Genomic DNA, 9465 nt, shown 5'->3' with positions numbered 1-9465 from the left:
GCCAGCCCCCGACAAGACACCCTATGCCGGGCCAGTGCCCGACGCGGCGGCGTGGCGCACGGCCTACGCGGCGCTGGCCAAGGATGCCTCGAAGGTGCCGGAGACCCCAGGCCAACACCATGCCGGGCTGTGGATATCCACTGCCCATGGCTCTCGTGGGCTGGCCAGCGCGCCGCTGTGCGCCGAAGTGCTGGCTTCCAGCCTGTGCGATGAGCCGCTCCCTCTGGAGCAGCCGCTGGTGGACCACCTGCACCCGGGAAGACGCCTGATCAGTGCGCTGATCCGCGCTCAGTAATCGCCCTCTTCCTCGTCATCGGCCAGCTCCCGCCCAAAGGCACGCCATTGGGCGAGCGTCATCACTTCGGTCATTTCCAGCTCCAGGTCATGGGCGATGATCAGCTCGTGACGCTCCAGCTGCCGCTTGACCTCGGCGACCCAGCCGCGCATGCCTTCGCCGGTATCGGTGGTGTCGTAGCCCTGGCGGGTCACGAACGCTTCCAGCAGCGCATCCAGCGTCTCGGGCGGCAGCATGCGGGCGGGTACTTCTATGAAACGGCTCATTCGCTCTGCTCCCACGCGCTCAAACGCTCGATAAAGGTGGCTTCGTCGATCACTTCGACGCCTAGTTCCTCGGCTTTGGTGAGCTTGCTGCCCGCAGCCTCACCGGCCACCAGGCAGGTGGTCTTTTTGGACACGCTACCCGCCACTTTGGCCCCCAGCGCCTGCAAACGCGCCTTGCCTTCGTCACGGGTCATGCTCTCCATGGCGCCGGTCAGCACCCAGGACTGGCCTTCCAGCGGCGTGGGCCCCTGGGCCACCTCGGTTTCCTGCCAGACGACCCCCGCCGCAATCAGCGCATCCAGGGTGTCGAGGTTGTGCGGCTGCCGGAAAAAGGTATGGATGTGCTTCGCCACGATGGGCCCCACATCGTTGACCGCTTCCAGCGCGGGCGTGTCGGCCTCCTGAAGGGCTTGCAGCGTGCCAAAGTGGTTGGCCACGTTGGCGGCGGTGGCTTCGCCCACTTCACGAATGCCCAGTGCGTAAATGAACCGTGGCAGCGTGGTCTGCTTGGCTTTTTCCAGCGCATTGACCAGGTTGGTGGCGGACTTTTCCCCCATGCGCGGCAGGCTTTTGAGCTGCTCGACGGTCAGGTGGAACAGCTCGGCGGGGGTCTTGACCCAATCCTGCTCGACCAGTTGCTCGATCAATTTCTCCCCCAGGCCGTCGATGTCCATGGCCTTGCGGCTGGCAAAGTGCTTGAGCGCTTCCTTGCGCTGGGCCGCGCAGTAGAGGCCGCCGGAACAGCGGGCCACCGCCTCGCCTTCCAGGCGCTCGACTTCTGAGCCGCACACCGGGCACTGATCAGGGAATACAATGGCGCGGGCTTCGGCTGGGCGCTTCTCGACATCGACACGCACCACCTGAGGAATCACGTCCCCCGCCCGCCGAATCGCCACGGTGTCGCCAATCATGACGCCCAGCCGCTCGATCTCGTCGGCATTGTGCAGCGTGGCGTTGGACACCGTCACCCCAGCCACCGTGACCGGCTCCAGCCGCGCCACCGGGGTAATCGCGCCGGTACGGCCTACCTGAAACTCCACGTCGTTGAGCAGCGTGACTTCTTCCTGGGCAGGGAACTTGAAGGCCACCGCCCAGCGTGGCGCGCGGGCCACGAAGCCCAGCTCCCGCTGGTGGCGCAGGTCGTTGACCTTGATCACCACGCCGTCGATGTCGTAGCCCAGCTGGTCACGCTTTTCGCCCAGCCGTTCACAGTAGTCGGCCACGGCGTCTGGCCCCTGCAATACGCTCAGCTCGGCGCTGGTTTTGAACCCCAGTTGGGAGAGCCTGGCCATCAAGGCGCTGTGGGTGGTATCGCCCATATCGGGCTCCAACCGCGCCGCCTGATAGGCGTGGAACTCCAGCGGTCGCGTTGCAGTGATGCGCGGGTCGAGTTGGCGCAGGCTGCCTGCTGCCGCGTTACGCGGGTTGGCAAACACCTTGCTGCCCTCGTCTCGGGCACGCTGGTTCAGCGCTTCGAACCCGGCGTGGCGCATGATGACCTCGCCACGCACCTCCACCAGCTCGGGCAACGTGCCGCCCATCAGCTTGAGCGGCACCGAGCGCAAGGTGCGCAGGTTGGAGGTAATACCCTCGCCCGTACGCCCATCGCCACGCGTTGCCCCGCTGACCAGCACGCCCTGTTCGTACACCAGCGAGACCGCTGCGCCATCCAGCTTGGGTTCGCAGCTGAATTCGATCTCCTCGGGCTGGCACTCCAGGCGCTCGGCCACCCGCTGGGCGAAGGCCACGATGTCTTCCCGGCTGAAGGCGTTGTCCAGCGACAGCATGGGAATGGCATGGGCCACTTCCGAAAAGCCTTCCGCTGGGGCCGCGCCCACTCGCTGGGTGGGCGAATCTGGTGATATCAGGTCAGGGTGTTCTGCCTCGAGCTGCTGCAAACGCTGCAGTTTGCGGTCGTAGTCGGCATCGGTCAGCGTTGGCTCGTCCAGCACATAGTAGCGATAATTGGCGTCATCCAGATCAGCGCGCAGTTGGCCAATCTCTTCTAGCAGGGCGGGGTCTAGCGAACTCATGCGGGCATTCCGAAACAGATGAAAAAAAGGGGTCAGTGCGACATAAAAATGGGCAGTATTAAAAACGCGCAGCAATCGAAACGGCAATAACAAAAACACCCGCCTTCGGGTAGAAGGCGGGTGTGGCCATGACAGAAACGTTTAGCGTGCCTGCAACTGGCGATGCAGTCGATGACGACGCTCGAACTCGCGCACACGCTGGCGGGCAAACTCGATGGTTTGCGCCGTCATGACACTACGGTTCTCATCTTTCAATTCGCCGCCCATGTGGCGTACCACCACCATGGCGGTTTCCACCATGGCCTCGAAGGCAGCCGAACTATCCAGCGCGCCAGGCAGCGGCATCAGGAAGGTGATGCCCGGGGTGACGAACTCGTCCATCTCTTCGATGGGGAAAGTGCCGGGCTTCAGCACGTTCACCATGGAGAACTGCAGCTCGCTCTCGGCGCTTTCGGTTTCGAACCGGTGGAAGACACCCATGGTACGGCTGTAACGCAGGCCACACGCCATCATCAGTTCCAGCAGCTTGCTGCCGTCGAACCCTTCCGGGTCGCGAGACAGCACGCTGATGACGATCATCTCTTCGGCATCGGCTAGGGTTTCTCGTGCGTGCTCGCCGTTGACATCGTGACGCAGCGCCTTCTCCAGCGTCGGGTGGGCGCGTACCACGCTGTCCCGAGCCTCGTAGGACTCATCGTAGCCCGCGTCGATATCCGCGTAAGCAGCGTCGTAATCTGTCTCGGCGGCGCTATCGGCATAATGAGCATCGTCGGCATAATGAGCATCATAGCGCGGCGAGGCATCATCATGGGCGCTAAGCGGTGCATCGAAGCGCTCGGCAGCCTCGTAGCTGTCCAGAGCCGGGGCCTTGCCACGCGAAGTGCGTTTGGCGGCAGCTTCCGTCGCCGCTAGCTCCCGGGCCTGGGCTTTTTCTTGTGCGATGCGCGCTTTCTCTGCTTCTGCGGCTTCCCTGGCCACGCGGCGCTGCTCGGCTTCCAGCGCTTTGCGCTCGGCTTTCTGCTTGGCCAGCGCTTCGGCGCGCTTGGCTTTTTCGGCTTTCTTGATCGCTTTCTGTTTGCGACGCTCGATAATACGGCGCTTGAAGGAGCGGCCAATGCCTTCGAAATCGACCAAGCGGTAACGATCTACCTCGTCGTCGTCCAGCTCGTCCACATCACCTACGATATCCGAGCGCAGCTGGCGGCGTCTCGGCGTCTCGGAGGTCTTGGCAAAGACGGCATCTTCCGGCTCGGCGCGCAGCACCGGCTCGGCATCGGGCTCTGGCTCCACGGCGCTCAGCGGCGTGCTTTCTGTCGTGTCACCGGCTGACAGAACGGGCTCGTCGCTTTCAGGGTTCGCCGCAACTGTCTGATCGGCCGTGGCTTTCTGGTTCGTCACGTCGTTCTGATTCGTCACGTCTTTGGCAGCCACGCGCTCACTGGAAGGTGCGGATACGGTGACGTCGTCGCTGGCCGCTGACTGGTCGGGTGCATCCATACTAGCGGCTGCGTCACTGGCAGGTGCTTCACTGGCAGGTGCTTCGCTAACCGCTGCTTTACTTACGGCAGACGCCGCGGGGGCTTCCACGCGGACGGTTGGTACGGATTCGGCAGCAGGCTCGGAAACCGTGGGAGCCGCCGTTTCCGGTGAAGGCTGCTGCTGAGTGGCTGGTTCAACGGGGGCAGCAGCGGAAACGGTGGTGTCCTGCGGGGCCACAGGCTCAGCCGCAAACAGGCTGGGCTCACGACGGGGCTCGCTATGTGGGGCTTCTTGAGAAACAGCGTCGGCGGCCTCGGGCATGGCACTCTGTGCAGCAGGTGCAGTAACGGACGATGGAGCCATCGACGGCTCGGCCCGAGAAGGCGCCTTCAGGGGCTCACTGTGCCTGGCTGCCTCACCCGTTGTCGGTTCGGATTGGGCCACGGCAGGTTTGGCAGACTTCGAAGTAAACGACCTGGCGTTTGCGGTAACGGATTGGGCAAACGAGCGGCGGAAGTCAGAAAGGACTTTTGAAGGCCCGGGGTGCTCCTGACGCTTTAATTTGGGCTTTTGGCCCAGGCCGCTGTAATCGGCAGGTTTGACCACCCGCGCACCGCCGTTGGGCAGCTCCCAGTTGATTTCAGCTTCTCTGGCTTCGTCACTCAACTCTTCCGGCTTGACGGCGGGCAGATCCTTGCCAGCCTGATCCAGCTGCGGAACACGACGTTGACGTTGAAGCCTTCGCACACCATCAACGACGATGAGCGATACCAGAGCCAGTCCTAGAATGATTAACCACTCTCTTAATTCCATGTCGAGCATTCCATGGGTCAACTAACCGGTTACAAGATGCAGCGCATGCGCAGCACCCAAATATGGGGGACCTTCTGATCAATATACGTTTAATGCCTAGCATAGCGCGATTATTACAAAAAGGGCCACTTTTTGCAGGCATTTGCACTTTTAAACTGGCATATACGTTTTTTAAGCCAATCCACAGACCTTATCAAGCTCATAAAGTGCCGCTATGAGGCTGTCGTGTTCTTGCCTGTCTGAGTAGCCACCAGCGTTTGCCAAAACGAGCTGGCAAAGGTACTGGCCAACTGGCGTGGTCGTGTTAGCTGGATAGCCACCGGCACATCCCATTCCGGGGGCAGCGCACGCACCAAGCGCCCTTCCGCAACTTCTTGTTCGGAAAGACTTTCAGGCAGCCAGGCCAACCCCTTGTTCTCGATGGCCATGGACATCAGCACGGCGGCCAGATGGCTGCTGAAATGGGCCTGGGAAGAGAGTGTGGCTGGCTGCCGCTGACCCAGACGATGGCGCAAAATGCGCCCTAGCCCCGAGGCGTCAGTGTACGCTAAATAAGGAAAAAACGAGGAAGCCGCGCCAAGCCCCAGCTCGCGCCCCACCAGAGGAATCAATCGATCCTGACCGACGGTGAGACTCTCGAAGTGCTTCGCTTCCAGAGGCGAGTCGACGGCGGGGTCTCGATGGCTCAATAAAAACTGTGCCGTTCCGCGCAGTAAGAGCTGCTCGCAGTTGGCCATGCTATCGGAGTGAAGTTGTACGGCATGCAGCGCGGCACTTTGCTCTTGTTGGCGTATCCAACGCGGAAAGAAAGTAAACGAGAGTGAATGAGTGGCCGCAAACTGGAGCGCCGCCGTCGCGCGCTGGGCAACTTCCTGGGCTTCACTGCGTAAACGATAGAGTCGCCCTGCGGCATCGATGACACTAGCCTGAATATGCTGGCCCGCCTCGGTCAACGTGGTGCCTTGGGGCGTGCGCACGAAAAGAGCCACCCCCATCCACTGCTCCAGCGCTCTGATTCGGCGGCTGAACGCGGGTTGCGTCACATGGCGCGCCTGGGCGGCACGGATGAAACTGCCGTGTTCGGCCAGGGCATTGAAGTCTTCCAACCAGTTCAGTTCCATCTCGGGCAATGCCATTTCAGCATGGGGTAGCTGACTAATAGCATTAGTCAGCCGCCACTGTCACCCCCTATGGTGAGGCGACCACTGTTTGAGGAGCCAGCCATGCGTATTCTGGAAATTCGTGAGAAAACCGTCTCTATCGCCTCCCCCATCGCCAATGCGTACATCGACTTTTCCAGGATGACCTGTTCGGTGGTGGCGGTCGTCACCGACGTCATCCGTGACGGTAAGCCTGTGATTGGCTACGGATTCAACTCCAACGGACGCTATGGCCAGGGTGCTCTGATGCGCGACCGTTTCCTGGATCGCCTCAAGGAGGCCGACCCGGACAGCCTGATCGACCATGCGAACGACAACCTGGACCCGTTCGCGATCTGGAAAACCCTGATGACCAACGAGAAGCCAGGCGGCCACGGCGAGCGTTCCGTGGCGGTAGGCACGATCGACATGGCCATCTGGGATGCCGTCGCGAAAATCGAGGGCAAGCCGCTATATCGTCTGCTGGCCGAACGGTATCGCGGCGGGCAGGCCGATGACAATGTGTGGGTCTATGCGGCAGGAGGCTATTACTACCCCGGCAAAGACCATTCCAAACTGCAAGATGAGATGCGTAGCTACCTGGACCGCGGTTACGAGGTAGTGAAGATGAAAATTGGCGCGGCCTCTCTGGATGAAGACCTGCGCCGTATCGAGGCCGTGCTGGAGGTGGTGGGCGATGGCAGCCGCTTGGCGGTCGATGCCAACGGGCGCTTCGACCAGCAAACGGCCATTGCCTACGCCGAGGCAATGAAGCCTTACCGACTGTTCTGGTACGAAGAGGCCGGAGACCCGCTGGATTACGCGCTGCAGGCGGAACTGGCCAACCATTACAGCCTGCCCATGGCCACCGGCGAAAACCTGTTCTCCCATCAGGATGCGCGCAACCTGCTCCGTCATGGCGGCATGCGCCCAGACCGAGATTTCGTGCAGTTCGACTGCGCGCTTTCTTATGGCCTGGTGGAGTACATGCGCACGCTGCAAGTCATGGATGAGCTTGGCTGGTCCTCACGCCGTGTGGTGCCTCACGGTGGCCACCAAATGTCGCTGAATATCGCGGCGGGGCTGCACCTGGGAGGCAACGAGTCCTACCCGGATGTTTTCCAGCCCTTCGGTGGCTTTGCCGACGGCATTCGCGTCGAGAATGGCTACGTGGGGTTACCGGACATTCCCGGCGTGGGTTTCGAAGCAAAATCGGCGCTGTACGCGGTGATGCGGGAGCTGGGCGAAGGCTAATCCACCAGCGCGGCGGCTTCGTCGATGCCCACCGACACCAGCCGCGAGACGCCGGGCTCCTGCATGGTCACCCCCATCAGGCGCTCGGCGGCTTCCATGGCAATCTTGTTGTGGGTGATGTAGATGAACTGGACGTTCTCCGACATCTCCTTGACCAGCTTGGCGTAGCGCCCCACGTTGGCATCGTCCAGCGGCGCGTCTACCTCGTCGAGCATACAGAACGGCGCGGGGTTGAGTTGGAAGATGGCAAACACCAGCGACAGCGCCGTGAGCGCTTTTTCGCCACCGGACAGCAGATGAATGGTGCTGTTCTTCTTGCCCGGTGGGCGTGCCATGATCGCCACACCGGTTTCCAGCAGGTCATCTCCTGTCAGGGTCAGCCAGGCAGCCCCGCCACCGAACACGCGGGGGAACAGGGTTTGCAGCCCGGTATTGACCTGTTCGAAGGTTTCCTTGAAGCGCACCCGGGTTTCCTGGTCGATGCGCTTGATGGCGCGCTCCAGGGTCTCCAGCGCTTCGCTGAGCTCTGCATGCTGGGCTTCCAGGTAGTTACGCCGCTCCGCCTGCTGGTCATACTCTTCGATGGCCGCCAGGTTGATGGCGCCCAGGCGACGAATCTTCTCGGAGGTATTCTCCAGCCGCTCCTGCCAGGTGGGTTCGCTGGCGTCCTGGGGCAGCGTCTCGGCCAGTTCATCGGCATTGTGTCCCAGCTCCGCCAGCTGCTCGTCCTGGGTGGCCGCCTTGAGCGCCAGCGCCTGCACATCCATGCGCCGCTGCTGTAGCTGTTCGCGACTCTGCTCCAGATTGCGCTCGTGCTGTTGGCGGGCCAGCTCGTCATTGCGCAGCTGCTCGGCCAGGGCCTGGGCCTGCTGGCGCGTCTCGTTCAGGCGGCGCTCCTGCTGCTCGCGCTGATGCAGCAGCTCTTCCAACTCTTCGCTGGCGAGTTCATCCGGCTCTACCAGCATTTCCCGGGACTCTTCCAGCTCGGCAATGCGCAGGGTCAGCCGCGCCTCGCTATCGCTGGAGCGGGCCTGCTGGGCTTGAAGGCTGTCACGCTCGGCCTTCAACCTTTCTCGCTCTAGCGCCAGCGCCTGTTGCCGTGCCTTGAGCGGGGCGTGCTGCTGATTGAGCCGCTCGCGCTGCTCACGCTGTTGATGGCGCTGCTCGGCGCTGGTTTCTCGGGCTTCGGAGGCGGCTTCCAGCTGCTCCATGGCGGTGTGCCAGCGGGCACGCTGCTCTTCCAAAGTAAGCGTTAACTCCGCCTCATCCTCTTGCAGCCGGGCCAGCTCATCGTCCAGCTCGGCGGCACGGCCTTGCAGATGCTCCAGCCGCTGGGCCAGGCGCTGCTCCTGGATGGCCAGCTGTTGGCGGGCGCTGGCGTGATCACGCTCCTGCTCGGCCTGCTGCTCGCGCTGCTCCTCCAGCGCGTCCAGCGCCTCGCTGGCCGTGTCGCACTGCGCATCGAGCAGCGCCAGCGCCTCTTCGGCCTGGGCGCGCTGCTCGGCCAGCTCGGTGAAGCGGCGGCGGGTCACCAGCAGAGCATCCACGCCTTCACCGTTGGCCTGCTGATGCAGCCACCCCCGCCCACGCCAGACGCCATCGCGGCTGACCACGCTTTCACCCTTGGCCAGGCTGGGTAGCAGCGCCTCAATGTCATCCGCGCTGTCGACGAAGTGAATGCTCGCCAACCACTCGCTCAAGGCCCCTGCCCCAGTGACCAGTGTGTGCAGCCGCTGGCCCGTATTGGGCAGCCCGGCGGGCAGCGCCTGGTCGATCAGGCACCAGTCGGTGGCCAGTGCTTCGGGTAGCGCCTGCAGCTGTTGGGTAGCCACCAGCCGCGCGTTGAGCCAGGGGGCCAACAGCCAGGAGATCACTCGCTCCCAGCCCGCCGACACGTCGATGGCCTCGCCCAACCGCGGTGCCTCGGCCAAACCGTATGCTGCCAGCGCCTCACCAGATTGAGGGTCGTGGTCCGCCAGGGCGGCATCGATCAATGCTTGCAGCGATGCCAACTCGCCCTGCTGCTGGCTGAGCGCCTGACGCTGCTGGTCTCGCGCTTGCTGGGCCTGCTGGTAAGCCGCCTTGGCATCGCTGAAGCGCTGCTGCCACTGCTCGCGCTGGCTCTGGAACGTGGCGGCGCGCTGGTCGGCCTCGGTCAACCGAGCGTGATGCTCGGCGTGCTCCTG

The 9465-nt window shown here is 62.8% G+C and carries 5 protein-coding genes and 2 pseudogenes; 2 read left to right on the top strand and 5 right to left on the bottom strand.

The window, feature by feature from the left end; translation table 11 throughout:
• A pseudogene (locus tag B7L72_RS15450) lies at positions 1–295 on the top strand (bifunctional tRNA (5-methylaminomethyl-2-thiouridine)(34)-methyltransferase MnmD/FAD-dependent 5-carboxymethylaminomethyl-2-thiouridine(34) oxidoreductase MnmC); the annotation flags it as partial.
• On the opposite strand, the gene B7L72_RS15445 reads toward B7L72_RS15450, so the two are convergent.
• The 4 genes from B7L72_RS15445 to B7L72_RS15425 form a co-directional block, all read right to left on the bottom strand.
• Positions 289–561, bottom strand: coding sequence for a YheU family protein (locus B7L72_RS15445; RefSeq protein WP_016914817.1), 273 nt, complete (start codon positions 559–561; stop codon positions 289–291). The pseudogene B7L72_RS15450 and the gene B7L72_RS15445 overlap by 7 nt on opposite strands.
• A complete protein-coding gene (gene ligA / locus B7L72_RS15440) occupies positions 558–2594 on the bottom strand; it encodes an NAD-dependent DNA ligase LigA (RefSeq protein WP_081195728.1) in 2037 nt (678 codons plus the stop codon). Before ligA ends, B7L72_RS15445 begins: the two co-directional genes overlap by 4 nt.
• Before the next feature lie 141 nt (positions 2595–2735).
• Positions 2736–4886 (bottom strand): cell division protein ZipA, encoded by a 2151-nt coding sequence (gene zipA, locus B7L72_RS15435; RefSeq protein WP_176212902.1) that lies wholly within the window; start codon positions 4884–4886, stop codon positions 2736–2738.
• A 212-nt stretch (positions 4887–5098) separates the two neighbouring features.
• Positions 5099–6007, bottom strand: a complete 909-nt coding sequence (locus tag B7L72_RS15425) for a LysR family transcriptional regulator (protein ID WP_081195359.1) — start codon at positions 6005–6007, stop codon at positions 5099–5101.
• A 102-nt stretch (positions 6008–6109) separates the two neighbouring features.
• On the opposite strand from B7L72_RS15425, the gene B7L72_RS15420 reads away from it, so the two are divergent.
• Positions 6110–7279, top strand: coding sequence for a mandelate racemase/muconate lactonizing enzyme family protein (locus tag B7L72_RS15420; RefSeq protein ID WP_081137343.1), 1170 nt, complete (start codon positions 6110–6112; stop codon positions 7277–7279).
• Here B7L72_RS15420 and B7L72_RS15415 read toward each other — a convergent pair.
• A pseudogene (locus B7L72_RS15415) lies at positions 7276–9465 on the bottom strand (chromosome segregation protein SMC); the annotation flags it as partial. The gene B7L72_RS15420 and the pseudogene B7L72_RS15415 sit on opposite strands and share 4 nt — an antisense overlap.

Source organism: Halomonas sp. BC1 (assembly GCF_002078135.1).
Taxonomy (GTDB): domain Bacteria; phylum Pseudomonadota; class Gammaproteobacteria; order Pseudomonadales; family Halomonadaceae; genus Vreelandella; species Vreelandella stevensii.
Note: the sequence above shows the minus strand (reverse complement) of the source record. Positions and strands in the feature narration are given on the sequence as shown.